General features: G+C 69.9%; 29 protein-coding genes. 18 read left to right on the forward strand and 11 right to left on the reverse strand.

Features of this window, described 5'->3' with window-relative positions; all coding sequences use genetic code 11:
• Positions 1 to 5: 5 nt before the first annotated feature.
• Genes ACIOD2_RS27300 through ACIOD2_RS27315 form a run of 4 tightly spaced genes read left to right on the forward strand, consistent with a single transcriptional unit; the run spans position 6 to position 1,771 of the window.
• A complete protein-coding gene (locus ACIOD2_RS27300) occupies positions 6 to 443 on the forward strand; it encodes a hypothetical protein (protein ID WP_400543773.1) in 438 nt (145 codons plus the stop codon).
• Positions 444 to 468: 25 nt separating this feature from the next.
• Entirely contained in the window at positions 469 to 816 is a 348-nt protein-coding gene (locus ACIOD2_RS27305; protein ID WP_400543776.1) for a hypothetical protein, read from the forward strand.
• Entirely contained in the window at positions 816 to 1,586 is a 771-nt protein-coding gene (locus ACIOD2_RS27310) for a M15 family metallopeptidase (RefSeq protein ID WP_400543779.1), read from the forward strand. The genes ACIOD2_RS27305 and ACIOD2_RS27310 overlap by 1 nt, the downstream gene beginning before the upstream one ends.
• Entirely contained in the window at positions 1,583 to 1,771 is a 189-nt protein-coding gene (locus tag ACIOD2_RS27315; RefSeq protein ID WP_400543782.1) for a hypothetical protein, read from the forward strand. Before ACIOD2_RS27310 ends, ACIOD2_RS27315 begins: the two co-directional genes overlap by 4 nt.
• Here ACIOD2_RS27315 and ACIOD2_RS27320 read toward each other — a convergent pair.
• Positions 1,737 to 2,093, reverse strand: a complete 357-nt coding sequence (locus ACIOD2_RS27320; RefSeq protein ID WP_400543785.1) for a hypothetical protein — start codon at positions 2,091 to 2,093, stop codon at positions 1,737 to 1,739. The genes ACIOD2_RS27315 and ACIOD2_RS27320 overlap by 35 nt on opposite strands.
• A gap of 112 nt (positions 2,094 to 2,205) precedes the next feature.
• On the opposite strand from ACIOD2_RS27320, the gene ACIOD2_RS27325 reads away from it, so the two are divergent.
• The 3 genes from ACIOD2_RS27325 to ACIOD2_RS27335 all read left to right on the forward strand — a co-directional run bounded on the left by ACIOD2_RS27325 (position 2,206) and on the right by ACIOD2_RS27335 (position 3,369).
• On the forward strand, positions 2,206 to 2,508 hold the full coding sequence (locus ACIOD2_RS27325) for a hypothetical protein (RefSeq protein WP_400543788.1): 303 nt from the start codon (positions 2,206 to 2,208) through the stop codon (positions 2,506 to 2,508).
• 161 nt (positions 2,509 to 2,669) lie between these two features.
• Complete coding sequence (locus tag ACIOD2_RS27330; protein ID WP_400543791.1) at positions 2,670 to 2,912, forward strand: hypothetical protein; 243 nt, start codon at positions 2,670 to 2,672, stop codon at positions 2,910 to 2,912.
• 253 nt (positions 2,913 to 3,165) lie between these two features.
• Entirely contained in the window at positions 3,166 to 3,369 is a 204-nt protein-coding gene (locus ACIOD2_RS27335) for a hypothetical protein (protein WP_400543793.1), read from the forward strand.
• Between the two features lie 286 nt (positions 3,370 to 3,655).
• On the opposite strand, the gene ACIOD2_RS27340 is transcribed toward ACIOD2_RS27335, so the two are convergent.
• From ACIOD2_RS27340 to ACIOD2_RS27350, 3 genes are read right to left on the reverse strand one after another with little or no spacing between them, the layout of a single operon-like run.
• Positions 3,656 to 3,910, reverse strand: coding sequence for a hypothetical protein (locus ACIOD2_RS27340; protein ID WP_400543796.1), 255 nt, complete (start codon positions 3,908 to 3,910; stop codon positions 3,656 to 3,658).
• Positions 3,897 to 4,256, reverse strand: a complete 360-nt coding sequence (locus ACIOD2_RS27345; protein ID WP_400543798.1) for a hypothetical protein — start codon at positions 4,254 to 4,256, stop codon at positions 3,897 to 3,899. Before ACIOD2_RS27345 ends, ACIOD2_RS27340 begins: the two co-directional genes overlap by 14 nt.
• Positions 4,253 to 4,498 carry a hypothetical protein gene (locus ACIOD2_RS27350; RefSeq protein WP_400543800.1) on the reverse strand — a complete coding sequence of 82 codons (246 nt, stop codon included), beginning with the start codon at positions 4,496 to 4,498 and terminating at the stop codon, positions 4,253 to 4,255. The genes ACIOD2_RS27345 and ACIOD2_RS27350 overlap by 4 nt, the downstream gene beginning before the upstream one ends.
• A gap of 130 nt (positions 4,499 to 4,628) precedes the next feature.
• Here ACIOD2_RS27350 and ACIOD2_RS27355 point away from each other — a divergent pair, with 130 nt between their 5' ends.
• On the forward strand, positions 4,629 to 5,858 hold the full coding sequence (locus tag ACIOD2_RS27355; protein ID WP_400543802.1) for a hypothetical protein: 1,230 nt from the start codon (positions 4,629 to 4,631) through the stop codon (positions 5,856 to 5,858).
• On the opposite strand, the gene cutA is transcribed toward ACIOD2_RS27355, so the two are convergent.
• Together cutA and ACIOD2_RS27365 are read right to left on the reverse strand one after the other, a co-directional pair.
• Positions 5,855 to 6,181, reverse strand: a complete 327-nt coding sequence (gene cutA / locus ACIOD2_RS27360) for a divalent-cation tolerance protein CutA (RefSeq protein WP_400543804.1) — start codon at positions 6,179 to 6,181, stop codon at positions 5,855 to 5,857. The genes ACIOD2_RS27355 and cutA overlap by 4 nt on opposite strands.
• 67 nt (positions 6,182 to 6,248) lie before the next feature.
• A complete protein-coding gene (locus tag ACIOD2_RS27365) occupies positions 6,249 to 6,491 on the reverse strand; it encodes a hypothetical protein (RefSeq protein ID WP_400543806.1) in 243 nt (80 codons plus the stop codon).
• Positions 6,492 to 6,625: 134 nt separating this feature from the next.
• Here ACIOD2_RS27365 and ACIOD2_RS27370 point away from each other — a divergent pair, with 134 nt between their 5' ends.
• The 4 genes from ACIOD2_RS27370 (at position 6,626) to lgt (ending at position 10,241) form a co-directional block, all read left to right on the forward strand.
• Positions 6,626 to 6,907, forward strand: a complete 282-nt coding sequence (locus tag ACIOD2_RS27370) for a hypothetical protein (RefSeq protein ID WP_400543808.1) — start codon at positions 6,626 to 6,628, stop codon at positions 6,905 to 6,907.
• A 95-nt stretch (positions 6,908 to 7,002) separates the two neighbouring features.
• Positions 7,003 to 8,028 (forward strand): amidohydrolase family protein, encoded by a 1,026-nt coding sequence (locus ACIOD2_RS27375; protein ID WP_400546109.1) that lies wholly within the window; start codon positions 7,003 to 7,005, stop codon positions 8,026 to 8,028.
• A complete protein-coding gene (locus ACIOD2_RS27380) occupies positions 8,025 to 9,194 on the forward strand; it encodes a M20 family metallopeptidase (protein ID WP_400543811.1) in 1,170 nt (389 codons plus the stop codon). The genes ACIOD2_RS27375 and ACIOD2_RS27380 overlap by 4 nt, the downstream gene beginning before the upstream one ends.
• A gap of 15 nt (positions 9,195 to 9,209) precedes the next feature.
• Positions 9,210 to 10,241 carry a prolipoprotein diacylglyceryl transferase gene (lgt, locus tag ACIOD2_RS27385; RefSeq protein ID WP_400543814.1) on the forward strand — a complete coding sequence of 344 codons (1,032 nt, stop codon included), beginning with the start codon at positions 9,210 to 9,212 and terminating at the stop codon, positions 10,239 to 10,241.
• 3 nt (positions 10,242 to 10,244) lie between these two features.
• Here lgt and ACIOD2_RS27390 read toward each other — a convergent pair whose 3' ends face one another.
• Positions 10,245 to 11,030, reverse strand: a complete 786-nt coding sequence (locus tag ACIOD2_RS27390) for an SDR family oxidoreductase (protein ID WP_400543817.1) — start codon at positions 11,028 to 11,030, stop codon at positions 10,245 to 10,247.
• Positions 11,031 to 11,378: 348 nt separating this feature from the next.
• Between ACIOD2_RS27390 and gltB the strand changes: the two genes are divergently transcribed.
• The 3 genes from gltB to ACIOD2_RS27405 all read left to right on the forward strand — a co-directional run bounded on the left by gltB (position 11,379) and on the right by ACIOD2_RS27405 (position 18,924).
• Positions 11,379 to 15,932 carry a glutamate synthase large subunit gene (gene gltB, locus ACIOD2_RS27395; RefSeq protein WP_400543820.1) on the forward strand — a complete coding sequence of 1,518 codons (4,554 nt, stop codon included), beginning with the start codon at positions 11,379 to 11,381 and terminating at the stop codon, positions 15,930 to 15,932.
• Positions 15,925 to 17,430, forward strand: coding sequence for a glutamate synthase subunit beta (locus ACIOD2_RS27400; protein ID WP_400543823.1), 1,506 nt, complete (start codon positions 15,925 to 15,927; stop codon positions 17,428 to 17,430). Before gltB ends, ACIOD2_RS27400 begins: the two co-directional genes overlap by 8 nt.
• Before the next feature lie 81 nt (positions 17,431 to 17,511).
• Positions 17,512 to 18,924, forward strand: coding sequence for an alpha/beta hydrolase (locus tag ACIOD2_RS27405; protein ID WP_400543826.1), 1,413 nt, complete (start codon positions 17,512 to 17,514; stop codon positions 18,922 to 18,924).
• Here ACIOD2_RS27405 and ACIOD2_RS27410 read toward each other — a convergent pair.
• Positions 18,894 to 19,490: a phosphatase PAP2 family protein gene (locus ACIOD2_RS27410; RefSeq protein WP_400543829.1), complete on the reverse strand. Its 597-nt coding sequence runs from the start codon at positions 19,488 to 19,490 to the stop codon at positions 18,894 to 18,896. The genes ACIOD2_RS27405 and ACIOD2_RS27410 overlap by 31 nt on opposite strands.
• Before the next feature lie 24 nt (positions 19,491 to 19,514).
• Between ACIOD2_RS27410 and ACIOD2_RS27415 the strand changes: the two genes are divergently transcribed.
• From ACIOD2_RS27415 to ACIOD2_RS27425, 3 genes are all read left to right on the forward strand, one after another.
• The gene (locus tag ACIOD2_RS27415; RefSeq protein ID WP_400543832.1) at positions 19,515 to 20,906 is read left to right on the forward strand and encodes a class II 3-deoxy-7-phosphoheptulonate synthase; all 1,392 of its coding nucleotides are present in this window, start codon (positions 19,515 to 19,517) and stop codon (positions 20,904 to 20,906) included.
• 88 nt (positions 20,907 to 20,994) lie between these two features.
• The gene (locus ACIOD2_RS27420) at positions 20,995 to 21,141 is read left to right on the forward strand and encodes a hypothetical protein (protein WP_400543835.1); all 147 of its coding nucleotides are present in this window, start codon (positions 20,995 to 20,997) and stop codon (positions 21,139 to 21,141) included.
• A gap of 82 nt (positions 21,142 to 21,223) precedes the next feature.
• A complete protein-coding gene (locus ACIOD2_RS27425) occupies positions 21,224 to 21,652 on the forward strand; it encodes a hypothetical protein (RefSeq protein ID WP_400543838.1) in 429 nt (142 codons plus the stop codon).
• Positions 21,653 to 21,659: 7 nt separating this feature from the next.
• On the opposite strand, the gene ACIOD2_RS27430 is transcribed toward ACIOD2_RS27425, so the two are convergent.
• The 3 genes from ACIOD2_RS27430 to ACIOD2_RS27440 all read right to left on the reverse strand — a co-directional run bounded on the left by ACIOD2_RS27430 (position 21,660) and on the right by ACIOD2_RS27440 (position 25,495).
• On the reverse strand, positions 21,660 to 22,907 hold the full coding sequence (locus ACIOD2_RS27430; protein ID WP_400546112.1) for a wax ester/triacylglycerol synthase family O-acyltransferase: 1,248 nt from the start codon (positions 22,905 to 22,907) through the stop codon (positions 21,660 to 21,662).
• A 258-nt stretch (positions 22,908 to 23,165) separates the two neighbouring features.
• Positions 23,166 to 23,876, reverse strand: coding sequence for a hypothetical protein (locus ACIOD2_RS27435; RefSeq protein WP_400543841.1), 711 nt, complete (start codon positions 23,874 to 23,876; stop codon positions 23,166 to 23,168).
• Positions 23,877 to 23,980: 104 nt separating this feature from the next.
• The gene (locus tag ACIOD2_RS27440) at positions 23,981 to 25,495 is read right to left on the reverse strand and encodes an SPFH domain-containing protein (RefSeq protein ID WP_400543844.1); all 1,515 of its coding nucleotides are present in this window, start codon (positions 25,493 to 25,495) and stop codon (positions 23,981 to 23,983) included.
• Positions 25,496 to 25,544 lie beyond the last annotated feature (49 nt).

A 25,544-nucleotide genomic window follows, 5' to 3' on the forward strand; every position in this document is an offset into this window, starting at 1 on the left:
ACCTAATGACGATTACCTTGCGGCGCAGCCGTTCCCCGTTCCAAGTAGGCGTGCTACTTGCCCTCCTGTTCATTTCACTGATCCCGATGGTTTTCTTCGAGTCCGTCTCGACCACTACGGCGCGCGAGCTTGGACCCGTCCTCGGCCGGCTCATGTATGGCGGCACGGCCTTGGCCGCAGGTGTGGCCTTCGGGGGCGTGTGGACCAAGGGCGTGACCGGCCTCCTGATTGAGAGGATCGGCTTGGTCTCCCTTGCCTGTTGGGTCATCGGCTACGGCGGGGCCGTCTTGGTCAACTCGGGCGCACGTGGGATCCAGTTCGGTGGCTACATGCTCGCGGTGGCTGTGATGTCCTTGGCTCGCGCTTGGCAGATCGGTCGGGAGGCACGGGAGACAGCTGTCATCGATTCACTGGCCCCTTTGGACGGTGATGCAGGTGGATAGTTGGATTCCCGTCATCGTGGGCGTCTTGAGCTTCCTCGGCGGCGGCACGCTCATTTCCCTGATCACCGTCCGTCGGCAGGCCAAGAAGATCGGCGCCGAAGCCGATCTCACTGAAGCCAACGCGATGGACGTCTTGGGGAAGGCGGCGGCCACGATGATCGAGCCTCTGACCCGACGGCTTCGGGATGCTGAATCCCAAGTAGACGACCTCTCAACGAAGTTGCGTGGGGCCGAGAAGCGCGCCGACGACGTGACACAACAACTCCGTGAAGCGCAGGCAGAGGTCCAGCAGCTCCGTGGCGAGTTCGAGCGGCTGACCAAGGACGTCCAGGCGAAGCAGGCCGAGATCGATCATCTGAGGGGTGCTACCTGATGCCCACGAGCCAGAATGGTTTCTCCGCTCCCATCACTCCGGTCAGCCGCGACCTGCCCGGCGGCAGGGTTCCGCTCCGAGCCGGAGTGACCGGGGACCTGCTCGCCTGGGTGGGCCGCCAGTTCCACGCCCGGGTCGAGCCTCTGGTGTGGCCGGGTTGCTGGGGCTATGCCTACCGCGACATCCGAGGTTCTACCGGTTTGTCGAACCACGCCAGCGGTACGGCCTTGGACCTCAACGCCCCGAAGCACCCGCTTGGCACCAACCCGTCCTCGAACTTCACCACGGGACAGATCTCGACGATCCACACGATCGTCGCGCAGACCGAGGGATGCATTCGGTGGGGCGGGGACTACACAGGCCGCAAGGACCCGATGCACTTCGAGATCAACGCCAGCGAAGCACGCTGTGCAGCCGTTCTGGCGAAGCTCACGCAGATCACTCCGGCACCGACGCCGAGCGAGGAGGAAGACATGTCGGTCAACTTGAAGGCCTCGTTCGACTCGAACGGCAAGCCGATGAAGACCTACGAAGTGGTCCCGGTCAACGGCAAGCGCGGGTTGTTCCTCGCTTCGGCGTACGGGCACGCGGTGGCCATCAACGGGATCACGGCCGTGCACGACACCAACGTAAAACCGCAGACCACCAGCGTCACCGGCCCGATGAAGCTTGATCCGGACCGGCCAGGACCGATCGGCCTTCCAGAGAACGTTCGGCACGTGGTCGTCGAGTACACGGCGGACCACGACTTCATGGGTTGGGCCGCGTGAGCTGGCGTCCGATCCGGAAGATCGTAGCTACGGCCTTCGGCGCGCTGACCTCCGCCGGGGTGATCGCCATCGGGCACGCCTTCGGCTGGGAGGTTGACCCGACCCTTGCCGCGGTCATCGTCGGCTCGGCCTCCACTCTGGCCGGCTACCTCACGCCGGGGCGGGTGATTGGACCGGCCGAGTGAACCAGCTGTACTCCTCGGTGCTGAAAGCCTTGACCTTTGCTTCATTATCGTGGGATTGGAAGGTGTTTGCGCCGCCGTCCTTCATGTACTGCCACCCTTTTTGGCCCATGGAATTCATGAACACGACGAAGGTCTGAGCGTAGTTTGGCTCGACGGCCTGATAGACGGTGGGCTCTGTGAGTGTCGTCCCTTCGGGACCGTGGATGATGTAGGAGATTGACCAGGTCGTCTGCGCCTCGATCTCTGCGTACAACGTCACATTCGTAGGCACTTGTTTGATGACGAGCCGGGTGACGTGAGCGTACTCCCACAGGTGGGTCATCTGAGTTCCTTTGATCGGCTTCCTCACTGAGTCGGTTCGGTCCACGGCCGCGTTACCAGACGGGCTGCCCTTGCTGGCACCCGCGACATCGAAGAGAAAGGAAGCCCCGCATTTGAGCGAGCAGGAGTATCACCCGAGCGCCCAGTTCAACCCGGCCCACCCGGACAACGCCGGTTGGGCGAACGGCCCGAAGCCGCCTCAGTTGCCTGCCGAGGCGCAGATCGTCCGCGACTTCACCGACCCGGACCAGGCTCCACCGGCTGAGGCGGGCATCGTGCAGGCGTACAAGGAAGGCGCGTTCGCCGAAGAGCACGTGGCCATCCCGACGGCCGAGGACGAGCCGAAGGCGGAGCAGACGCCGGCCAAGGCCGAGCCCGACGACAACACGCAGGACAAGCCGACCCGCAAGCGCTGACCGCTGTGGTCCCGGCACCACGAAGACGACCCGCCCTGACGCGGGTCACCAAGGCCCCCGCGCTCCCTGGCACTCGATCGCCGGGTTGAGCACGGGGGCCTTCTTTGCTGTTCAAAAACCTTGCAGTCAGACAAGGGATAGGCGATATGGATACTCAGGGCATGACTTCCAGCATCACCCCGGACACCGCGTCGAGCATCAAGGTTCGCGAGAACCGGTTGCGTCGTAAGGCGAAGAGGCAGGGCCTCACTCTGGTGAAGTCCCGCCTGCGTGACCCAGACGCCATCGGGTACGGCGGGTGGGTCATCGCGCAGGACGGTTGGGCAGTCGTGGGCGACTTCGGCTTCTCCGCCCTCGACTTGGACGACGTCGAGCAGTACTTGACCGGAGGCGACGATGACTGACTGGCAGGCCGAACGGCGCAGGGAAGACTTCGCTCGGTTCCATGCCCTGGCCGTAGCTAGGGCACAGGAGAACACGGAGAACCGCGAAGCGGTCCTCCGGCAGGCTCAGCAGTCAACCGAACCTGAGCTAGAGCGTGACCGTCGTGACGGGGCGCGGACTCAAGCTCGACTTGGAGCGGTGGGGTATGTCCCGGCTGTAGCAGCGGCCGGATCGCAGGCGACTACTCGGGTAGAACCCTACCGTGGAGGCAACGTGGCGAAGCAGGACGCGAAGGCATTCTTCGAAGACAACGCGGACGACATCGCGCTGAAGATCGGTCTGGAGCTGGAGCGGAACCCGGAGTGGACCGTAGCGTCCATGGCGATGTCCGAAGGGCAGGACAAGGACGGGAAGCACTGGCTCACCGCGATCGTGGTGTTCAACATCGACGAGATCGCCGAACCGAGCTTCGGCTAGACAGCACAAAGAGGCCCCATCCTCCCGCGCCGGAGGATGGGGCCTTTCGTCGTTTCACTCAGTCGTCGCCGGGGTCGAGCCTCTGGTCTTTGGTCCGTTCCTCGGCGATGCTGTCGTCCCGCTCGTCTTCGGTCTCATGCCGCCACAAGCTCGGCGCACGCCTGATCTTCATACCCGTTTCCTTTCGGTCTGTCGGTCCGATAGGGGCTCGCCCTGTACGGCGGACTGGAACCCTGCCGACGCGCCCGACCTCAGAGGGAGGGTGGTCAGACTCGTCGGCAGGGAATCAAAGGGGTGGCGACCCGTCGGGCTGCTCTACCGTCGACAGGAGTTCGCTGGGATCGAGTACCCGGCCGTCGAGTTCGCCCGCGCGTGCGGCCATCTCGGCGCCGATCCGCACCAGGTCCCGGCCGAGGTGACGCAAGGCCGCCGCGTACTTGGCGTCGTTGGGCTGCAGGGTGAGCAGCTGGAGGGTTACCGCGCCGATCTCCTGGTTGGTTGCGGCGAGACCGGCCAGCAGTTGACGATCACGAGCGTCCATTGTGAGTCACCACCTCGACCAGGTCACCGGCGAACTTGCCCACGAGGAGCGTTCCGGCTCGGGGGTGCGGGACGGCGGCCCACTCGTGCGCCGTGCACGCCGGGCAGACATGCGAGCAGTTGCGCCGCAGGATCAACAGGGGCTGAGGGTCGATGCTCGACCGCTCGTGCTCCAACGGGAAGGGGGCACCGAGCAAGCACCACGGGCGCAGCAGTTCCAACCGCCGGTTCGCTAGCTCCGCGACGGGATACAGGTGGGCCCACCCGTCGGCTTCGAAGAGGTGCCACTCCCACCGGTTCAGCGGCGGCAGGGCGAAGGACTTCGGCCGCTCGTCGAGCACGGTCATGAGCCGTACCGCCGGTTCACCTTGGGCCAGTTGATTGCGACGTCGCGCGCGGCTGCTTCCCACTCGCGGGCGGACATCTCCGAGGCCGGGCGGAACGGCGCGCCGTCGATCGTGAACCGGAACCCCTTCGGGCGTGACGGCGCGGAGTGGGTGAGATCGTCGTCGGCCCGTTCCTGAAGAGGAACCAGGTCGCTCTCGTCACCCCCGTCGGGGAAGGGCTGATCAGCTTCGCGCGCCGTCACGCAGTTGACGCTAGGAGCGATAATGGCTGATAGGAGGAGCCCGGAGAGGTGGCCATCTGCATGGGGTGGCCAGAACTGGTGGCCGGGGCGATGATGGCCACCTGGCAGAGCACGATCGCGAGGAGTACGAGTGGATCAGCAAGGAGTTGGCGCACTGCTGCGACTCCTGCGCGAGCGAGCTGGCCGCTCTCAGGGCGATCAGGCCGAGGTGCTTTCCGAGCTGTCCGGGCGGGCGGTCACCCGGAACGAGGTCTCGCGGTGGGAGTCGGAGCGACGGTTGGTAACGCCGTTTTGGCAGACGCACTTCGCCGCGAGCTTCGACGTCGATGCGCAGGCAATCCGGCGAGCGGTCGCGGCAACCCGTGCGGAACGGCGTAGGGCGAAGACGGGAGAGGTAGTGCAGCGGCGCGAGTTCATCGGAGCAATGGCTGCCCTGGCGATCCCGCTGGCCCGTACCGAACAGCCGACCACGCGCCGCATCGGACAGTCCGACATAGACGAGCTGCGCCGCCGGACAGCTCGCCTCCGTCGCCTCGATAACATCATGGGCGGTGCCGAGACGTATCCGGTGTACACCGCCGAGGTCGATTTCACCCAGCGTCTGCTCCGCGAATCCAGCCACGCGATCGAGATCGGACAGCAGCTGCGAGCGCTGCTGGCCGAGCAACAGCAGCAGGCGGGCTGGGCCGCCTTCGACCACGGTCAGCACGCGCTTGCTCAGCGGCTGTACAGCGATAGCCGGCAGGCCGCCGAAGAAGCCGGTGCGCTCGACTTGGCAGGCAACGCCCTGGCGTATGCCGCTTACCAGCAGACCGCAACATCGCAGAGCGGGACCGCGCTGGCCATCGACTCGTGCGACGTCGCTCGGCCGATGGCGACGCCGAAGGTGAACGCCTTGCTGCTCGAACGGAAGGCTTGGGCACACGCGACAGCGGGTGAGGCTCAGGAGGCCGACAGGGCCCTGAACCTGGCGCGCGAGGCCCTCCAGACCCGGGACGACCGGCCGGAGCCGGACTGGGTCTTCTGGGTCGACGAAGCCGAGATCGACATCATGGCTGGTCGGTGCTGGACTGAACTGCGTCGGCCGTTGCGCGCCGTGCCTGTGCTGGAACGGGTGCTGTCCGGGTTCGACGACACCCACGCCCGGGACAAGGCGCTGTACCTGACCTGGCTGGCCACGTCCTACCTGGAGGCTCGGGAGGTCGAGCAGGCCGCCGCGACCCTTGCTCGCGCTGCGGACCTGGCCGCCGGAGTCAGCTCGGTGCGCCCGGCGGTCCGGATCGGCGTGGTTGCTCGGCGGCTGGCGCGGTACCGGTCGACGCCGGTCGTCGCGGACCTCCTGACCCGACTAGGCGCCTAGGGCTCAGAGCCGGTCGAGGTCTCGACCCATCGCAGGTAGTCGGCGGATCCACGGACCAGCTCGACCGCGGTCACCTCCGGCTTGTCCCACGGGTGCTCGGCGATGATGTGCGCCTCCAACTCGGCGTAGCGGGTGCCCGTGGTCTTGAACGTCACGTTCCACTCTTCGCCTTCGCCCTGCTCGCCGACGTGCCAGAAGAACGATGCCACCGGGCCGGTGACCTGCGCGGTAGCCGCCAAGCGCGCGGCTACCGCCGATCCGGCGATCTTCGCGCCCGAGGCGCGGTCCGGGGTGGTCGTCGTCACGAGAAGGTGGACAGCCATGAACGCAGCCTAGGGGCGAGCCCACCGGTCCTGCAGGCTCCGGCCTTCTCGGGCGGGGCCGGACCAGTCACGGCCGATCAGGCACGCTGGCGATGCCGTGGTCATCGACCGGGGTGTGGAGCACGATGGCCAGCACGATGCCGATGATGGTCAAGACGATGGGCGCGATGACCAGGGTCCAGAGCAGGATCGTCCTGATCGAGTAGGTCACCGCCAGCTGCTCCAACGCGGCCTGCAGCATCGGGTCGTCGTCGTTCAGGATGCGGCTCTGCGCGGCGTCGCTGGCGGACATGCGCACGGGGTGGGACATGGTCTTCTCCTCGGTTCGGGACGGGCACTAGCTCGCCGGAGCCTGGCCGGCTGTTACGCACCAGGGCTCTGACCAGCACTTTCTTGTGTAGTCGGGTGGTGCTTTGTTGAACGATTGGCACGCTGATCCTGCTCGTGATCTACCTGCTGACGACGCTCGGCGCGATCCTGCTGCTGTTCGTCAAGCGCCGGATGCGGGTGCCGGTGTGGCACCTCGTGTTCCCCGTCGGTGCGCTCGCCGTGCTCGGGTACACCGTGTACGTCAACGTCGTGCCGTACCCCACCGAAGGACCGGCGCGGTGGTTCCCGCTGGTCGCGGGTGGTGTCCTCGTGCTCGCGGTGATCTTGGTGCTGGCCGCGCCCGCCTACGCTCGTAGGGTGGGGGAGAGGATCGGCACCCTGGACGGAGGCGCATGACCGAGCTGCTCCCGTTCGTCGCGGACCTGCCGCTGGTGGACCACCACTGCCACGGCGTCGTCACCGAAGACGTGGCCCGCGCGGGCTTCGAGGCCATGCTGACCGAGGCGGACACGACGTCGCCGCTCGGCACCAGCCTGTTCGACTCGCTGATCGGCCTCTCCGTCCGGGAACGCTGCGCGCCCGTGCTCGACCTGCCGAAGCACGCCCCGGCCGACGCCTACCTCGCCCGCCGCGCCGAACTGGGCGCGGCCGAGGTGGCCCGGCGCTTCCTGCGCGGCACCGGCACGACCGACTTCCTGCTGGACGGCGGGTTCCTCCCGGACGCGCTGACGACGACGCCGGAGTTCGGCGCGCTCGCCGCGGCCCGGGTGCACGACGTCGTCCGGCTGGAACAGGTCGCGGAGGCGGTGCTCCCGGGCACGACCGCGGACGGGTTCGCCAGCGCTTTCGCCGATGAGCTGGGCAAACGCGCCGCCACCGCCGTCGGGTTCAAATCGATCGCCGCCTACCGGGTCGGCCTCGACCTGAACCCCGAGCGGCCCACGGCCGGTGAGGTCGCGGCCGCGGCCGGACGCTGGCTGCGCACCGGGAACGCCCGGCTGGCCGACGAGGTGCTGCACCGCCACCTCGTCTGGACCGGGCTCGACCTGGGCCTGCCGGTGCAGTTCCACGTCGGGTACGGCGACTCCGACGTCGACCTGCACCGCTGCGACCCGCTGCTGCTCACCGGGCTGCTGCGGGCGACCCGCGATCGGGGTGTGCCGATCCTGCTGCTGCACAACTACCCGTTCCACCGCAACGCCGCGTACCTCGCGCAGGTTTTCGAGCACGTGTTCGCAGACGCCGGGCTCATCACGCACAACGCCGGGTTCCGGGCGCCCGCGATCCTCGCCGAGCTGCTGGAGCTCGCGCCGTTCGGGAAGGTGCTCTTCTCGACCGACGCGTTCGGCCTGGCCGAGCTGTACCACCTGGGCACGGCCCTGTTCCGGCAGGGCCTGTCCGACTTCGTGCGTGCCGCGCTGGCCGCCGACCGGATGTCCGAAGTGGACGCCGTCCGGCTGTGTGCTTTGGTGGGACACGAGAACGCGAAGAGGATCTACCGCTTGGAGCACGCGTGAGCGACCTGTGGACCCGGTGGACCCGGGCGATCGACGACGAGCTGCCCGCCGCCGTCGCCCTCCGGCACACCGTGCACGCCGACCCGCGCGGCTCCGGCGACGAGGAGGACACCGCCCGGCTGGTCACCGAGGCGATCGGCGCGGGTGACGGCGTCCGCGTCGCCAAGACCGGCCGCGCGATCCCGCTGCCCGGCGGTGCGGGCCCGGGCGTGGCGCTGCGGGCCGAGCTCGACGCCCTCCCGGTGCTGGAGGGCACCGGCGTGCCCTGGGCGTCGGGCAACGAGCTGATGCACGCGTGCGGCCACGACGTCCACCTCGCCGCGCTGGTCGCGGTGGCCCGCGCCGCGGTGCGCGTCGGCGTCCCGCGGCCGATCCTCGCGCTGCTGCAGCCGCGCGAGGAGACGTCGCCGCCCGGCGCGCTCGACATCGTCGAGTCCGGCGTGCTGGCCGAGGCCGGGGTGGCCACGGTGATCGGCGCGCACGTCCAGCCGCGGATCGAGCACGGCGTCGTGTCGGCGGTGCCCGGCCCGGTGAACGCCTCGACCGACGAGTTCGAGGTGACGATGCACGGCCAGGGCGGCCACGCGGGCTACCCGCACCTGCTGCGTGACCCGATCCTGGCGCTGTCGCAGCTGGTCGTGAGCCTGCAGCAGCTCGCGTCGCGCCGGATCGACCCGGTGTTCGGCGCGGTCTGCTCGATCGGCCGGATCCAGGCCGGCGCCGCGGCCAACGTCGTCCCGAACAGCGCGACCGCGCTCGGCTCGCTGCGCCTGATGCGCGAGAAGGACCGCGAGCGCGCGCTGGAGACGCTGGCGGAGATCGTGCACGGCACGGCGAAGGCGCACGGCTGCACGGCCGAGCTGAAGATCAACCCGTGCGAGCCGGTGCTGGACAACGACCCGGCACTGGCCGCGGGCGCGCAGCGCTGGCTGCGGCACGGCGGGTTCACCGTCGACGACCAGTTCCGCTCGTTCGGCGCGGACGACTTCGCCCACTACTGCGGCGGCGCGACGCGGGGGCTGATGCTGTTCGTCGGCCTCGGCGACACCGCGGGCGTGCCCAGCCTCCACGACGACCGGTTCCTCCCGCGCGACGAGGCCGTCGTCCAGGTGGCGCACGCGCTGGTGGCGGGCTACCTGGCCGCTGTGGATGCGGAGCCGGGCTAGCGCTACGGTGGCCCGGTGATTTCCGCCTACCTCGCGACGATCCCCAGCCCCGACCGCGGGGTGTGGCACCTGGGACCGATCCCGATCCGTGCGTACGCCCTGTGCATCATCGCCGGCATCATCGTGGCGATCTGGTGGGGGGAGCGGCGCTGGGCCGCCCGGGGCGGCACCAAGGGCATGGTCATCGACATGGCCGTGTACGCCGTGCCGTTCGGCCTGGTCGGCGGCCGGTTGTACCACGTGATCACCGACCCCGAGCTGTACTTCACCGAGGGCAAGAATCCCTGGAACGCGTTCGCGATCTGGGACGGCGGCCTCGGCATCTGGGGTGCCATCGCGCTCGGCGCGGTGGGCGCGCTCATCGCGTGCCGCCGCAAGGGCGTCCCGCTGCCGGCGATGGCGGACGCGATCGCCCCCGGCATCGTCGTCGCCCAGGCCATCGGCCGCATCGGCAACTACTTCAACCAGGAGCTCTACGGCGCGCACACCGACCTGCCGTGGGGCCTGGAGGTCTACCAGCGCTTCAACCCGGAGGACCCGGACAACCTGCTCAACGGCGTCGCGACCGGGCACATCCCGCTGCCGGAGAGCCCGGTCCACCCGACGTTCCTGTACGAGCTGATCTGGAACCTGCTGGTCGCGGCCGTGATCGTGTGGGCGGACCGCCGGTTCAAGCTCGGCCACGGCCGGGTGTTCGCGCTGTACGTCGCGGGCTACACGGTGGGCCGCGGCTGGATCGAGATGATGCGGACCGACACCGCGAACCACATCCTCGGCCTGCGCGTCAACGTCTGGACGTCGATCCTGCTGTTCCTGGCCGCGGTGATCTACTTCGTGCTGGCGGCCAAGCGCGGCCCGCGGGAGGCCCCGGAGCTGCTGGCGGGCAAGGACGCGCTCGCGGCGCCCGCGCCGGAAGCGGAGCCGGAAGTGGACGCAGCGGTGGCCGAGGACGAAGACGCCGTGAAGGTGCCCGCGGAGGCTCCGGCCGAGAAGCCCGCGGAAGAGACCCCGGTCGTGGACGAACCGAAGAAGGCCGACGAGAGCTGAGGGTCAGAGGTCCGGCAGGCCCAGGTCCAGGTTGGGCGACTGGAGCCCGCCGTCGACCTCGAGGATCTTGCCGGTGATGTAGCCGCCGGCGCGAGAGGCCAGGAAGACCACGGTCGCCGCAATGTCCTCCGCCTCGCCGATCCGGCGCAACGGCGTCGCGGACTCCATCTTCTCCTTGAGCTCCGGGTTGCCGACCACGATCTCCAGCGCGGACGTCGCCACCGAGCCCACCGAGATCGCGTTCACCCGGACCTTGGGGGCGAGGTCGGCCGCCGCGAGGCGGGTCCAGTGGGCGAGCGCCGCCTTGGCCGTGCCGTACGCGACGAAGCCGCGGCCGCTGACCCGGCCCATGATCGACGAGATGTTGACGACCGAGCCGCCCGTCTTGACCAGCGAGGGCGCCGCCGCCACGGTCAGCGCGTGCGCCGTCGAGACGTTGAAGCGGAACGCTTCCTCGAGGAACTCCGGTGTCGTCTCGGCCAGGGGTCGCGGGTAGGTGCCGCCGACGTTGTTGACCACCAGGTCGAGCCGCCCGAACTCCTCGACGGCCACCGCGGCGAGCGTCGCGGCGGCGGCCGGGTCGGCGAGGTCGAGGGGGACGACGTGGGCGCGGCGGCCCGACGAGAACACCCGGGAAGCCACTTCTTCGAGCTGGGCCGCGGTCCGGGAGGCGATGACCACGTCGGCGCCCGCTTCGGCGAGGGCCACGGCGGTGGCCGCGCCGATCCCTCGTCCGGCGCCGGTGACCACCGCGACCTGTCCTGGCAGCCGGAACCGGTCGAGGATCATGCGAGGAAAAGTAACACGTTCTAGTTGGTTGCGGCAGGGTGTGAACGGCGGAGGTGAACCGGCGGTGGCGGCGGTTCGACGGGCCGGCGTCGGCCTTGTCACGTTAGACTTGACGGAGGTTTCCGGGTCGTATACTTAGCAGAGCGAACTACCAGGAACCCATCAGGAACTACGTCGTTCCACGCGGCCAGATCGTTACCGTCCGACGTCGTTCGGGGCGCTCTGAATTGATGCTGGCATGTTTCCCAGGTGTTAAAGTCGCGCTAACGAACGGGCCATCGTCGTCCCGTGCAAGCTTCCCGGCCGGTAGCCCGGCCAGCACGAACAGACGACGAAGGAGGTCCCTTCATGATCTTCTCCGCCATTCCCGGCAAGCAGGGTCTCTACGATCCGGAGACCGAACAGGACTCCTGTGGTGTGGCCATGGTCGCCGACATCCGCGGACGCCGCTCCCACGGCATCGTCACCGACGGCCTCGCCGCGCTGACCAATCTGGACCACCGCGGCGCCGCCGGCGCCGAACCCACCAGCGGCGACGGCGCCGGCATCCTCCTGCAGCTGCCCGACGAGCTGCTGCGCGCGGAAGCCGGTTTCGAGCTGCCCGGACCCGACGAGCGCGGCCACCACCGCTACGCCGCCGGAATCGCCTTCCTGCCCGCCGACGCCGAGCAGCGCCGCAAGGCCGTCGAGCTGGCCGAACGCATCGCCGTCGAAGAAGGACTCGAAGTACTGGGCTGGCGCGAGGTTCCGGTCGACGCCGACCGCGCCGACATCGGCCCGAGCGCCCGCTCGGTGATGCCGCACTTCGCCATGCTCTTCGTCTCCGGCAGCGGGGCCGCCGGCCTGGAGCTGGACAGGCTCGCGTTCTGCCTGCGCAAGCGCACCGAGCACGAGAGCGGGATCGCGGGCTGCGGCACGTACTTCCCGTCGCTGTCCTCGCGCACGATCGTCTACAAAGGCATGGTCACCCCGGAGCAGCTGCCCGCGTTCTTCGCCGACCTGCGCGACGAGCGGCTGGAAAGCGCCATCGCCCTGGTGCACTCCCGCTTCTCCACCAACACCTTCCCGTCGTGGCCGCTCGCGCACCCGTTCCGGTTCGTCGCCCACAACGGTGAAATCAACACCATCCGCGGCAACCGCAACCGCATGCGGGCCCGTGAGGCGCTGCTCGAATCCGACCTCATCCCCGGCGACCTGACCCGGCTGTTCCCGATCTGCTCGGCGGACGCGTCGGACTCGGCGTCGTTCGACGAGGTCCTGGAGCTGCTGCACCTGGGCGGCCGGTCGCTGCCGCACGCGGTGCTGATGATGATCCCGGAGGCGTGGGAGAACCACGCCACCATGAAGCCCGCGCGCCGCGCCTTCTACCAGTTCCACGCCAGCCTGATGGAACCGTGGGACGGCCCGGCCTGCGTCACCTTCACCGACGGCACGCTGGTCGGCGCGGTCCTCGACCGCAACGGCCTGCGCCCGGCACGCTGGTGGCGCACCGCCGACGACCGCGTCGTGCTCGCCAGCGAGGCCGGCGTTCTCGACGTCGCGCCGAAGGACGTCGTCGCGAAAGGACGGCTCAAGCCCGGCCGGATGTTCCTGGTGGACACCGACGCCGGCCGGATCGTCGACGACGAAGAGGTCAAGTCCGAGCTGGGCAAGGACCTGCCGTACGAGGGCTGGCTGCACGCCGGCCTGCTGAAGCTCGCCGAGCTGCCCGACCGCGACCACGTCGTGCAGAGCCACGACTCGGTGCTGCGGCGCCAGCTTTCCTTCGGCTACACCGAAGAAGAGCTCAAGATCCTGCTCGCGCCGATGGCCGAGAAGGGTGCCGAGCCGATCGGCTCGATGGGGTCCGACACCCCGCCCGCGGTGCTGTCCCAGCGATCTCGGCTGCTCTACGACTACTTCAAGCAGAACTTCGCGCAGGTGACCAACCCGCCGCTGGACGCGATCCGCGAAGAGCTCGTCACGTGCATGGCGCGGATCATGGGCCCGGAGCGCAACCTCCTGGCCCCGGGCCCGGCCTCGTGCCGGCACCTGAAGCTGCCGTACCCGGTGATCGACAACGACGAGCTCGCCAAGCTCATCCACATCAACGACGACGGCGACCTGCCGGGCTTCGCGTGCAGTGTCCTTTCCGGACTGTACGAAGTGGACGGTGGCGCCGAGGCGCTGGCCCTGGCGATCGAGCGCGTCCGGCGTGAGGCGTCCGAGGCGATCGCCGCCGGCGCGCGCACGCTGGTGCTGTCCGACCGCGACTCCGACCACCGGATGGCGCCGATCCCGTCGCTGCTGCTGGTCTCCGCGGTGCACCACCACCTGGTCCGCACCAAGGAACGCCTGCGGGTCGCGCTGGTCGTCGAAACCGGGGACGCCCGCGAGGTGCACCACATCGCGGTCCTGCTCGGGTACGGCGCCGCCGCGGTGAACCCGTACCTGGCCTTCGAGACCATCGAGGACATGATCGGGCAGGGTGCCGTCACCGGCATCGAGCCGGGCAAGGCGATCCGCAACTACGTGCAGGCGCTCGTCAAGGGCGTCCTGAAGATCATGTCCAAGATGGGCATCTCGACGGTCGGTGCGTACACCGCCGCCCAGGTCTTCGAATCCCTCGGCCTGGCCCAGGACCTGCTCGACGAGTACTTCACCGGGACGTCGTCGAAGCTCGGCGGGGTCGGCCTCGAGGTGCTCGCCGAAGAGGTCGCCGTCCGGCACCGCCGCGCGTACCCGGACAACCCGACCGACCGCGTCCACCGTGGACTCGACACCGGCGGTGAGTACGCCTACCGCCGCGAGGGCGAGCTGCACCTGTTCACGCCGGAGACGGTGTTCCTGCTGCAGCACGCGTCCAAGACCGGCCGTGAAGAGGTGTACCGCAAGTACACCGACGAGGTGCACCGCCTCTACCGCGAGGGCGGCACGCTGCGCGGGCTGTTCTCCTTCCGCGACGGCGTCCGCGAGCCGGTGCCGCTCGACGAGGTCGAGCCGGCCGAGGCGATCTTCAAGCGCTTCAACACCGGCGCGATGTCGTACGGCTCGATTTCGGCCGAGGCGCACGAAACCCTGGCCATCGCGATGAACCGGCTCGGCGGCCGGTCCAACACGGGCGAGGGCGGCGAGGACCCGGAACGGCTCTACGACCCCGAGCGCCGCAGTGCGATCAAGCAGGTCGCGTCGGGACGGTTCGGCGTCACCAGCGAGTACCTGGTCAACGCCGATGACATCCAAATCAAGATGGCGCAGGGTGCGAAGCCCGGCGAGGGCGGCCAGCTGCCGCCGAACAAGGTGTACCCGTGGATCGCGCGGACCCGGCACTCCACGCCGGGCGTCGGCCTGATTTCCCCGCCGCCGCACCACGACATCTACTCCATCGAGGATCTCGCCCAGCTGATCCACGACCTCAAGAACGCCAACGAGCACGCCCGCATCCACGTGAAGCTGGTGTCCTCGCTCGGCGTCGGCACGGTCGCGGCGGGCGTGTCCAAGGCGCACGCCGACGTCGTGCTCATCTCGGGCCACGACGGCGGCACCGGCGCGTCCCCGATGAACTCGCTCAAGCACGCCGGCACGCCGTGGGAGATCGGCCTGGCCGAGACCCAGCAGACGTTGCTGCTCAACGGGTTGCGCGACCGGATCACCGTCCAGGTGGACGGCGCCATGAAGACCGGGCGCGACGTCGTCATCGCGGCGTTGCTCGGCGCCGAGGAGTACGGCTTCGCGACGGCCCCGCTCGTCGTCGCGGGCTGCATCATGATGCGCGTCTGCCACCTCGACACCTGCCCGGTCGGCGTCGCCACGCAGAGCCCCGAGCTCCGCAAGCGCTACACCGGCCAGGTCGAGCACGTCGTGAACTTCTTCAATTTCATCGCCCAGGAAGTCCGCGAAACCCTTGCGGCGCTGGGCTTCCGCACGCTCGACGAGGCCATCGGGCACGCCGAGCTGCTGAACACCGACGAGGCCGTGCACCACTGGAAGGCGTCCGGTCTGGACCTGGCGCCGATCTTCGAGGTGCCGGCCGAGACGCCGTACGGCGGCGCGAAGCGGCGCACCCGCGGCCAGGACCACGGCCTCGAGCACGCTCTGGACCGCACGCTCATCCAGCTCGCCGAGGCGGCGCTGGAGGACGCGCACCCGGTGCGGCTCGAACTGCCGGTGCGCAACGTGAACCGGACCGTCGGCACGCTGCTGGGCTCGGAGATCACCCGTCGGTACGGCGGGGAAGGCCTGCCGGAGGGCACGATCCACGTGCTGCTCACCGGGTCCGCCGGGCAGTCGCTTGGCGCGTTCCTGCCGCGCGGCATCACCCTCGACATGGTCGGCGACGCGAACGACTACGTCGGCAAGGGCCTGTCCGGCGGGCGGATCATCGTCCGTCCCGACCCGGCCGCGTCCTTCGCTGCCGAGGCGCAGACGATCGCGGGCAACACGATCGCCTACGGCGCGACCGGCGGCGAGATCTTCCTGCGCGGCCAGGTCGGTGAGCGCTTCTGCGTCCGCAACTCCGGCGCCACCGTCGTCGCCGAGGGGGTGGGCGACCACGCCTTCGAGTACATGACCGGTGGCCGTGCCGTCGTGCTCGGCCCGACCGGGCGGAACCTGGCGGCCGGCATGTCCGGCGGCATCGCGTTCCTGCTCGACGTCGACCGCAAGAAGGTCAACCAGGACATGGTGGACCTGCTCAAGCCGACCGCGGACGACCTGGTCTGGCTCAAGAAAACCGTGCAACAGCACTACGATCTCACCCGCTCCGCGGTGGCGGCGTCGCTGCTCGGCGACTGGCCGCGCCGGAGCGTGGCGTTCACCAAGGTGATGCCGCGCGACTACCAGCGGGTCCTGGACGCGGCGAAGGCGGCGAAAGCCGCGGGCCGCGACGTCGACGAGGCGATCATGGAGGCAGCTCGTGGCTGACCCGACGGGCTTTCTCAAGTACGACCGCGACGAGCCGAAGAAGAAGTCTTACGAGGAGCGGCTTTCTTCGTGGGGCGAGGTCTACGCGGACGTCGATCCGGGCGAGCGCAACGAAGACGTCCGCAAGCAGGCGTCGCGGTGCATGGACTGCGGCATCCCGTTCTGCCACTCCGGTGGCTCCGGCTGCCCGCTGGGCAACCTGATCCCGGAGTGGAACGACCTCGTCCGCCGCGGTGACTGGGCCGCCGCCAGTGATCGGCTGCACGCCACCAACAACTTCCCCGAGTTCACCGGGAAGCTGTGCCCCGCGCCGTGCGAGGCGGGCTGCGTGCTGTCGATCTCGCCGCTCTCGGGCGGGCCGGTGTCGATCAAGCGCGTCGAGCAGACGATCGCCGACCAGTCCTGGGAAGCGGGCTACGTCCAGCCGCAGGTGGCGGAGGTGTCGTCCGGGCAGCGGGTCGCGGTCGTCGGTTCCGGCCCGGCCGGGCTCGCCGCCGCCCAGCAGCTGACCCGCGCCGGCCACGAGGTCACCGTGTTCGAGCGGGACGACCGGCTCGGCGGGCTGCTGCGGTACGGCATCCCCGAGTTCAAGATGGAGAAGAAGGTCCTCGACCGGCGCCTCGCGCAGCTGCGCAAGGAGGGCACCAAGTTCGTCACCGGCTGCGAGGTCGGCGTCGACCTGACGGTGGAGGACCTGCGGGAGCGCTACGACGCCGTCGTGCTCGCGGTCGGCGCGCTGCGCGGCCGCGACGACAAGGTGACCCCGGGCCGCGAGCTGGCCGGGATCCACCTGGCGATGGAGCACCTGGTGCCGGCCAACAAGTTCGTCGAGGGTGACGGCCCGTCGCCGATCGACGCGCGCGGCAAGCACGTGCTGATCATCGGCGGCGGCGACACCGGCGCCGACTCCTACGGCACGGCCACCCGCCAGGGCGCGCTTTCGGTGACACAGCTGGACCAGTACCCGACCCCACCGTCGACCAGGGACGACGACCGTTCGCCGTGGCCGACGTGGCCGTACATCCTTCGCACCTACCCGGCGCACGAGGAGGCGGGCGAGCGCAAGTTCGCCGTCGCGGTCAAGCGGTTCGTCGGCTCGGAAGGCCGCGTCACGGCGGTCGAGCTGCAGCAGGTCCGCGTCCAGAAGGACCCGGCGACCGGCCGCCGCGAGGTCATCGCGGTCAACGACGAGGTCGAGACGGTGCCGGCGGACCTGGTCCTGCTGGCGATCGGCTTCGAGGGCGTCGAGGAGATGCCGCTGCTGGACGGCTTGGGTCTTTCCCTGACCAAGCGCGGCACGCTCTCGTGCGGCGCGGACTGGCAGACGGAGACGCCGGGCGTGTTCGTCTGCGGCGACGCCCACCGCGGCGCGTCCCTGGTGGTTTGGGCGATCGCGGAGGGCCGCTCGGTGGCCAACGCGGTGGACACCTACCTGACCGGCGCGTCCGACCTCCCGTCCCCGGTGCACCCGACGGCCCTGCCGCTCGCGGTCGTCTGAGCACGGTCAGCCCAGGGGAGGACCTGCGGGTCCGGCCCCTGGGCTGACGCTTGCGCGCCCCGGCCGGGGCAGGCTCGGGGCATGCGAAAAACGCTGGTACTACTGGCTTTCCTGCCGTTGCTCGCCGCGCCGCCGGCCACCGCGGCACCGAGGCTCGCGTGGACGTCGTGTCCGGACTACGGGATGACGCCGTCGCCGACCGCCGGGCTCGACTGCGCGACCCTGCGCGTGCCGCTGGACTACGCACACCCGGACCGCACCATCGAGCTGACCATCTCCCGGCACGCCGCCACCCCGGGCAAACGCCGCGGCGTGCTGCTCATGAACCCCGGCGGCCCGGGCAGTCCCGGGCTCGCCATGCCCGCGCAGCTGATGCAGCGGATGGGCGACTCCGGCCTGCCGGATGCCTACGACGTCATCGGCTTCGACCCTCGCGGCACGACCTACAGCACCCCGGTGACGTGCGGCATGACCACCGCGGAAGAGCGTGGCGCCGTCCTCGGGCCGTACGCGGACAACCCCGAAGACGTCGTCACCACCGCGGCGACCGCGCGGGCCGTGGCGCGGCAGTGCGGCAATGCGTCCACAAAGGACATGCTGCCCCACATGACGACGGCGAACACCGCGCGGGACCTCGATCGCATCCGGGAAGCGCTGGGCGAGAAGAAGATCTCCTATTACGGCGTCTCGTACGGCAGTTACCTCGGGGCGGCCTACACGTCGATGTTCCCCGGGCACAGCGACCGGATCGTGCTGGACAGCGTGCTCGGCCTGCGGGGCCTCGACGTCCGCGCGAACCAGCGTTTCGCCGAAGGGTTCGACGACCGGTTCCCGGACTTCGCCGCGTGGGCGGCCGCGCGTGACGACGTCTACCACCTCGGGCGGACGCCGGAGGCGGTGACGGCGAAGTTCGCCGAACTGGCCGCCGCGCGCGGGCCGGAGTTCCGTTCGGACACGTGGAACGCCCTCTACGCCGACGAGAACTTCCCCGCGCTGGCCGCGGAATGGGCCGGCACCGCGCGTACCGCGGCCGGCCCGCTCGACGGGGACAACCGCGCCGCCCTCCAGCTGCAGGTGCTGTGCAACGACTCGGACTGGCCGGAGCAGGTGGGGTACTACCAGCGCGCGGTCGAGCGGGCCCGCGTCGCGCACCCGATGTTCGGCCCGGCCGCGGCGAACGTGAACCCGTGCGCGTTCTGGCCGGTCGAGCGCACCGAGCCGCCGGTGCGTGTCGGCGGCCCCGGCCCGGCGGACGTCCTGCTGGTGCAGAACCGGCGTGACCCGGCGACCCCGCTCTCCGGTGCGCGCGAAACGCGAGCGGCGTTCGGAAACCGGGCGCGGATGGTGACGGTCGACGCGGGCGGGCACGGTGTGTTCACCCGGGACAACGCGTGCGGCAACAACGTCGTCCTGCGCTACCTGCGCGACGGGGTCTTCCCGGCGGCCGACGCGTCCTGCCCGGCTCAGGTCAGCGCGGTGAGCAGCGCCCAGTAACCGCCGCCGCCCACGACGACGCCCATCACCAGCCCGGCCAGCACCTCCGGGGCGGTGTGGTCGCGGAGCTCGACCCGCGACCACGCCACCCAGGCGACGAGCAGGGCGAGCAGCAGCGCCCAGGGGCCGTAAGTGAGCGTCAGCACCACGACGGCGGCCGACGCGACCGCCGCGTGCAGCGAGATCTTGAACTTCCACCCGAACGTGATCGCCACCGCCACCACCAGGCTCGCCAGCATCGACGCGGCCAGCGCGACCAGCGCCGCCGGGGCGTCCCAGACCAGCAGCACGACGAACCCGAGACCGAGGGAGAGCCCGGCGACCAGCAGCGGGACCCGGCGCCCGGCCCGGTTCGTCACGTGATGGCCGTCCCATTCGCCGCGCTTCGCGCCGCGGACGATGACGGCCATCGGGATCAGCGAGCCGGTGACGGCGATGAGGAGTCCCCAGCTCAGGGCGGGCAGCCACCGGTGGCCGGTGGCGTCCCACGCGAGGGCGAGGGGCAGGGTGAGCACCCACACCCAGGGGGCCAGGAGCTCGGTGGCCCACCGGGCGGAACGCGACACGGCGCGAACCTTATCCTGGAGCCTGTGAACTGGACTGTGGACGTCCCCGTCGACACGCTGCCCGAACTGCCGCCGCTGCCGCCCGAACTGCGGGCCCGCCTGGACAAGGCGCTCGCCCTCCCGGCCGCGCAGCAGCCGGAGTGGCCCGACCCCGAGCTGACCAACCGCGTCCGCGGTGTCCTGGAGAGCGTGCCGCCGATCACCGTCCCGGCGGAGATCGACCGGCTCAAGGGCCGGCTGGCGATGGTCGCGCAGGGTGAGGCCTTCCTGCTGCAGGGCGGCGACTGCGCGGAGACGTTCGAGTCCAACACCGAGCCGCACATCCGGGCCAACCTGCGCACCCTGCTGCAGATGGCGGTCGTGCTGACCTACGGCGCGAGCCTGCCCGTGGTCAAGGTCGGCCGCATCGCCGGCCAGTACGCGAAGCCGCGCTCGGCCGCGACGGACGCGCTGGGCCTGGCGGTGTACCGCGGCGACATCATCAACTCGCTGGTCGCCAAGCCCGAGATGCGCGTGCCCGACCCGGGCCGGATGATCCGCGCCTACGCGAACGCGGGCGCGGCGATGAACCTGGTCCGCGCCCTCACCGGCGCCGGCATGGCCGACCTGCACCAGGTGCACGACTGGAACAAGGACTTCGTGTCGGCGTCGCCGGCGGCGCAGCGCTTCGAGGCGCTGGCCAACGAGATCGACCGCGGCCTGCGGTTCATGTCGGCCTGCGGCGTCACCGACACGTCGCTGCAGTCGACCGAGATCTTCGCCAGCCACGAGGCGCTGCTGCTCGACTACGAGCGCTCGATGCTGCGCCTCGACAACGCCGACGCGGCCAACCCGAAGCTGTACAACCTCTCGTCGCACTTCCTCTGGATCGGCGAGCGGACCCGCCAGCTGGACGGCGCGCACATCGCGTTCGCCGAGCTGCTGGCCAACCCGATCGGGCTGAAGATCGGCCCGACGACCACGCCCGAGCAGGCGGTGGAGTACGTCGAGCGGCTCGACCCGCGCTTCGAGCCGGGCCGCCTGACGCTGATCGCCCGGATGGGCAACGGCAAGGTCCGCGAGGTGCTGCCGGGCATCGTCAAGGCGGTCGAGGCGTCCGGGCACAAGGTCATCTGGCAGTGCGACCCGATGCACGGCAACACGCACGAGTCGTCCACCGGCTACAAGACCCGCCACTTCGACCGCATCGTCGACGAGGTCCAGGGCTTCTTCGAGGTCCACCACGAGCTGGGCTCCTACCCGGGCGGCATCCACGTCGAGCTGACGGGCGAGGACGTCACCGAGTGCCTCGGCGGCGCCCAGGAGATCTCGGACGTCGACCTCTCGGGCCGCTACGAGACGGCGTGCGACCCGCGCCTGAACACGCAGCAGTCCCTGGAGCTGGCGTTCCTGGTCGCGGAGATGCTCCGCGGCTGAGCCTGGACCGCCACTCGGCGTCAGGGCCGCTTCCGAATTTTCGGGAGCGGCCCTGACGGCTTTCAGCACTCGTCGAGAGGACGTGAAGATGGCGATCGAACCAGCGTGGATTGCCGGTGGTGGTGCGGTGATCAGTTCGCTCGCGGCTATCTGGTCAGCCACGAATGGCAACCGGACGTTGAAGCGATCTGACCGTGACAGCCAGGGCGCGGACGCGGCCGATGGTGGCAGCTGAGCTGCGAGACCAGCCCTACTCTCCGGGAACCCAGATCTTGGTCATCAAGAACTATGGGCCGACGGTTGCCCGGGACGTCTCCGTGACGTTCGACCCGCCGCTGGGAGATCCGCCGCCTGAACGAGCGCACGAGAGCGTTGGGCCGTTCCTCAAGCGACGTTACGCGAAACCGATTTCCACTTTGGTGCCTGGCATGGAACTGGACAACATCTACTTCGATGGCGAAGGTGACGGTGCGGGTGGCTGGAAGAACCGTGATCCCTTCCCCGACCAGGTCACGGTCACGATCAAGTCGACCGCGCCTGATGGGCAGCAGCACACGGACCGATTTGTGCTGGACGTCGACTTGATTCGTGAGCGCACCTTCGTCACATCCACCCGGGAACCCGAGGAACGCCTCAGACAGGCCGTCAAGTACTTGGAATCGATCAGCAAGACCCACACCGCCATCGCGCGTGAAGTGCGAAGCATCGGCAAACAGCTCGGGAATGACACCCCACGCGGCGAGTAAGAAGTTGTCAGGAGGCGTCGAGCAGGCGGGACGCGGACTTCAGGACCGCGTCCCGCAACGAGCCGATGTCCGGGACCGCCGCGCCGTTGACCTGGAGTCCGATGTGGACCGAGTCGCGGTAGGTGGCCACCGCGATGCCGACCGCGTGGCGCGGGGCCAGCGGGACGAACGGGTAGACCTCCGACAGCTCCGCGCCGTCGATCGACAGGCGGGCCGGGGGGAGCGGGACCGTGGTGATGACCAGGTCGAACAGCAGCGGCGCGGCCTGGCCCGCGGTGCGCGTGCCCAGGCGGTGCAGCAGCGACGGGACGCGGTCGGCCAGCAGCGGCAGCGCACCCGCGCCGCGGCTCGGGCCCGCTGCCTTGTTGCGGGTCATCGCGCGGCGGACCACGCGCAGGCGCTCGACCGGGTCGTCCTCGCCGACCGGCAGGTCGCACAGGTAACCGGACAGCTTGTTGCCGCCGAGCTGGTCACCCGCCCGGCCGCGGACGCTCACCGGGATCAGCGCGCGCAGCGTGCGGCCGTCGGCGCGGTGGCCGCGGTTCACCAGCCATTCGCGCAGTGCGCCGGAAAGCACCGCCAGTACGACGTCGTTGGTCGTGCCGCCGTGGGCCTGGCGCACCTGCCGCAGCTCCGACAGCGGCAGCCGCACGAAGCCGAGCCGCCGTTCGGCCGAGGACGGCGCCGACACCGGGGACAGTGACGGGCGCGTGGCCCGCACCACCGACGACGCGATGCCGGCGGCCTCGTTCGCCTGGTCCCACACCGTGCCGAGCGCGCCCTTCATGGTGTCCAAAGTGGACCGCTGGGCCGGGATCCGGGCGGGCGCGGACTTCCGCTCCGGCAGCTTGACGCCGTCGAGCAGCCCGGCCGCGACCGCGTACGCCCCGGCGCCGTCGGTGAGCGCGTGGTGCAGCTTCATCAGCAGCGCGAACTTCCCGTCCGGGAGCCCGGTGACCAGCGTGAGGTCCCACAGCGGACGTCCGGTGTCGAGCGGCTCGGCGATCCACCGCGACGCGTACGCCGCCAGCGGGTCCGGCTCGTACAGCGAACTGAGCGCCTCGTGGTGAACGTGGTCCGCGGCAGCGAAATCCGGGTCCTCGGCCCAGCTCGCGGCACCCGGCGGGAAGAGCTCGGAACGCGCCCGCTGCCGCAGCTTGGGCAGCTGCGCGGCACGTTCGGCGAGGATCGCGGTCAACGCTGAGGGATCCACTGGCCGTCGCGCGGTGAACGTGATCACCGCGCCCATGTGCATCGGGGACTTTTCGCTTTCCAGGCAAAGGAAAGCGACGTCGAGTGCGCTGAGCGGCGAGCCTGCCATAAGCGACCTTTCCCATCAGGCGTTCGCGGGGTCTGCACGTCCACGTGCGACGAGGGGGAGGAGAGAGCCACTGCACCAGCCCGACATGACGGGCGGGTGGTCGACGTGTTTCGTCGACGCTAACTAAGCACCCCGTTCATCCATTCGATATACCCCGGTCAGCGGTGCCCGGAGTCACAGATTTACGGTTTTTTACTCCCCGGGCGCGATTTCCGGTGCGTCCGCACGGGCCACGGCGGTCCCCCAGTCGGGGGTCAGGGTCACCTGCTTGCCGACCCGGCGCACGGGCAGGCCGCCGGCCTGGCGCTTGCCCAGCCCCGGCCAGATCTCCGCGGCGTCCTTCGCCGCGGCGCGGATCGCGCCGCCGTCCAGCGTCGTCCGGGTCTCTTCGATGCCCCGGTCGCGCCACTGGACGACCAGCTTGAGCGGCCCCGCCGACGGCAGCGGCCACAGGAACACCTCGTGCTCGACGGCGAACCGCGTCCCGCCGACCGCCTGCGCCCGCAGCACCGGCCCGTCCGGCTCACTGGCCGACGGCACCGAAACGGTCTCCGAGCTGGCCCGGCTCCCGTCGGCGTAGAGCACGCCGATCAGCAGGCCGTTGTAGTCGGCCACCCGGCGGTGGTCGATCAGTCCCTCGGCGGGGTCGTCGACCAGGCTCTCGCGGGAGTAGACGGTGATCCGCAGGGTGACCGCCTCCGGCCACACCTCGACGGCCCGCAGCGCGACGATCGTGCGTTCGGACCGGCCCAGCGGCCGCGCCCACGGCAGCACGGCCGGGACGATGTGCTCGCGCGGGGCGTCGGTCCAGTGCCGGCCGTTGAAGGCGTACAGCTCCTGCTCCGGCACCGGGAACAGGGGACGCTCGCGGGGACCGCCACTGAAGAAGGAGTCCCGCGCCATGCGCCCACGGTAGGACAACGTCACGAGAATTTCCGCCCCCGAACGGGCGTACGGCCCCGGTCTCCCGTGATCCGGGACACAGGGGCCGTACGCAGAGTGAACGGTCAGTCGCTCAGCTTGAGGTCACCCTCGCTCAACTTGAGCTCGCCGTTCTTCCGGGCGGCCTCGTCGAGCTCCCGGTCGGTCGGCTTGGACATCGCGTCCATCAGCTGACGAGCCAGGCCGACACCGGTTCCGCCGAGCGAAAGCGCCTTGGCGAACATGTCGGACATGCCGTCGGCGCCGTTGAGCACGACCATGTGGTCGATGTTGCCGAACGCGCTCGCGCCGGCCTCGACGATCTCCGGCCAGCGCTCGGCCAGCTGCTGCGCGACGACGGCTTCCTGGTTCTCCGCCAGCGCCGCGGCGCGCGCCTTGATGGCGTCCGCCTCGGCGAGGCCCTTCGCCCGGGCCGACTCGGCTTCGGCGAGACCCTTCGCCTGCGCCGCCTCCGCGTCGGCGAGACCGCGTGCCCTGGCCGAGGCCGCCTCGGCCTCACCGGTCGCCCGGGTCGCCGAGGCCGCCGCTTCCGCACGGGCCTTCGTCGCCTGGGCCTCGGCTTCGGCCGCGGTCTTGACGCGGGTCGCGTCCGCCGCCGCCCGCAGCTCCGTCTCCTTCGCCTCGGCCTGCGCCTTCGCGATCGAAGCGTCACGGGCCGCGTCCGCCGTCGTACGCGTGTCGTACGCCTTCGCGTCGGCCGGCTTGCGGACCTGGGACTGCAGCCGCTGCTCGGCCAGCGCCGCCTCCAGCTCGGCCGCCCGCGTCTCCTGGACGACGACCTCCTGGCGCGCGGTCGCCTCGGCCAGCGGACCCGACTGGGACATCTTCGCCCGCGCCTGGTCGACCTCGGCCTGGTAGCCGGCCTGCTGGATCTGGCTTTCGCGGACCGCGGCCGCCTTCTTCGCCGCGGACATCTGCTCGACCTCGGCGGCCTCCTGGTCGCGCTGCGCCTCGGCGATGCGGGCCGACGCGGCGATCGCGGCGGCGTGCGGCTTGCCGAGGTTGAGGATGTAGCCCGATTCGTCGTCGATCTCCTGGATCTGCAGGGAGTCCACGATCAGGCCGAGCTTGATCATCTCCGTCGCCGAGGACTGGCGCACCTCGCCGGTGAGCGCGTCCCGGTTGTGGATCATCTCCTCGATGGTCAGCCCGCCCACGATCGAGCGCAGGTGCCCGGAGAAGAGCTCGTGGATCGTGTCGTTCATGCCCTTCTGCTGGTCCAGGAACCGGCGGGCGGCGTTGGCGATCGACGAGAAGTCGTCGCCGACCTTGTAGATCACCACGGCCCGCACGGTGACCGGCAGCCCCTGCCGGGTCACGCACGAGACCTGCAGGTTGACGCCCCGGGTGTCGAGCGACAGCCGCCGCGCGGTCTGGAACCCGGGGATGACGTTCACGCCGCGGCCCGTGATGATCTTGAAGCCCAGGCTGTCCGCCGTTTCGCTGCGCTCGACGCGGATCCCCCAGCCGGACACGATCAGCGCTTCGTTCGGCTCCGCGACCTTGTACAGGATCCGCAGCAGTCCGAAGATCACGATCACGGCCACGACGGCGATGCCGACGATCAGCAGGATGTTCATTGGCCTCCCACACCCCTCAGTCTTCTGTTGTTGGTAGCCCTTCGACGCC

The sequence above is a fragment of the Amycolatopsis sp. NPDC088138 genome (assembly GCF_044741685.1).
In the GTDB taxonomy this organism is placed as follows: Bacteria; Actinomycetota; Actinomycetes; order Mycobacteriales; family Pseudonocardiaceae; genus Amycolatopsis.

Excerpts from the sequence above, each read along its gene's own strand:
- ACIOD2_RS27320 (WP_400543785.1), bottom strand. The coding sequence starts at position 2,093 with ATGACCCACCTGTGGGAGTACGCTCACGTCACCCGGCTCGTCATCAAA.
- gltB (WP_400543820.1), top strand. The coding sequence starts at position 11,379 with ATGATCTTCTCCGCCATTCCCGGCAAGCAGGGTCTCTACGATCCGGAG.
- ACIOD2_RS27340 (WP_400543796.1), bottom strand. The coding sequence starts at position 3,910 with ATGGACGCTCGTGATCGTCAACTGCTGGCCGGTCTCGCCGCAACCAAC.
- ACIOD2_RS27310 (WP_400543779.1), top strand. The coding sequence starts at position 816 with ATGCCCACGAGCCAGAATGGTTTCTCCGCTCCCATCACTCCGGTCAGC.
- ACIOD2_RS27430 (WP_400546112.1), bottom strand. The coding sequence starts at position 22,907 with ATGCACATGGGCGCGGTGATCACGTTCACCGCGCGACGGCCAGTGGAT.
- ACIOD2_RS27390 (WP_400543817.1), bottom strand. The coding sequence starts at position 11,030 with ATGATCCTCGACCGGTTCCGGCTGCCAGGACAGGTCGCGGTGGTCACC.
- ACIOD2_RS27440 (WP_400543844.1), bottom strand. The coding sequence starts at position 25,495 with ATGAACATCCTGCTGATCGTCGGCATCGCCGTCGTGGCCGTGATCGTG.
- ACIOD2_RS27345 (WP_400543798.1), bottom strand. The coding sequence starts at position 4,256 with ATGACCGTGCTCGACGAGCGGCCGAAGTCCTTCGCCCTGCCGCCGCTG.
- ACIOD2_RS27405 (WP_400543826.1), top strand. The coding sequence starts at position 17,512 with ATGCGAAAAACGCTGGTACTACTGGCTTTCCTGCCGTTGCTCGCCGCG.
- ACIOD2_RS27435 (WP_400543841.1), bottom strand. The coding sequence starts at position 23,876 with ATGGCGCGGGACTCCTTCTTCAGTGGCGGTCCCCGCGAGCGTCCCCTG.
- ACIOD2_RS27420 (WP_400543835.1), top strand. The coding sequence starts at position 20,995 with ATGGCGATCGAACCAGCGTGGATTGCCGGTGGTGGTGCGGTGATCAGT.
- ACIOD2_RS27375 (WP_400546109.1), top strand. The coding sequence starts at position 7,003 with ATGCTGACCGAGGCGGACACGACGTCGCCGCTCGGCACCAGCCTGTTC.
- cutA (WP_400543804.1), bottom strand. The coding sequence starts at position 6,181 with ATGGCTGTCCACCTTCTCGTGACGACGACCACCCCGGACCGCGCCTCG.
- ACIOD2_RS27330 (WP_400543791.1), top strand. The coding sequence starts at position 2,670 with ATGACTTCCAGCATCACCCCGGACACCGCGTCGAGCATCAAGGTTCGC.
- ACIOD2_RS27300 (WP_400543773.1), top strand. The coding sequence starts at position 6 with ATGACGATTACCTTGCGGCGCAGCCGTTCCCCGTTCCAAGTAGGCGTG.
- ACIOD2_RS27365 (WP_400543806.1), bottom strand. The coding sequence starts at position 6,491 with ATGTCCCACCCCGTGCGCATGTCCGCCAGCGACGCCGCGCAGAGCCGC.